The organism is Marinimicrobium sp. UBA4509 (assembly GCF_002388575.1).
In the GTDB taxonomy this organism is placed as follows: domain Bacteria; phylum Pseudomonadota; class Gammaproteobacteria; order Pseudomonadales; family Cellvibrionaceae; genus Marinimicrobium; species Marinimicrobium koreense.
Window position 1 is genome coordinate 1 of record NZ_DGMV01000053.1, and the last position, 567, is coordinate 567.

A 567-nucleotide genomic window follows, 5' to 3' on the forward strand; every position below is an offset into this window, starting at 1 on the left:
CCCTATCTGCCGTGGGCGTTGGAGAATTGAGAAGAGCTGCTCCTAGTACGAGAGGACCGGAGTGGACGAACCTCTGGTGTTCGGGTTGTGATGCCAATCGCATTGCCCGGTAGCTACGTTCGGACGGGATAACCGCTGAAAGCATCTAAGCGGGAAGCCTCCTTCAAGATAAGTTCTCCCTGGAGCTTCGAGCTCCCTAAAGGGCCGTGGAAGACTACCACGTTGATAGGCTGGGTGTGGAAGCGCTGCGAGGCGTTGAGCTAACCAGTACTAATTGCCCGTGAGGCTTGACCATATAACAGAGACGACTGAATACGACAGCCGGACTTCTGTGCAGAGACGCAATCGACAAAGCACTGTGCAACTTACTGTATCACCACCCTATTTGAGAATGGCGGCACTCGACTAAGAGATAAGACCAACCCGGACTCAAACCAGTTTGCTTGACGATCATAGCGAGTTGGAACCACCTGATCCCATTCCGAACTCAGAAGTGAAACGACTTAGCGCCGATGGTAGTGTGGGGTTTCCCCATGTGAGAGTAGGTCATCGTCAAGCTCTTAAATT

General features: G+C 52.4%; 2 rRNA genes. Both read left to right on the forward strand.

Annotation, left to right across the window (positions count from 1 at the left end):
• A 23S ribosomal RNA gene (locus tag B3520_RS10115) occupies positions 1 to 295 on the forward strand; the annotation flags it as partial.
• A 147-nt stretch (positions 296 to 442) separates the two neighbouring features.
• Positions 443 to 558: ribosomal RNA gene (gene rrf / locus B3520_RS10120) — 5S ribosomal RNA — on the forward strand.
• Positions 559 to 567: the final 9 nt, after the last annotated feature.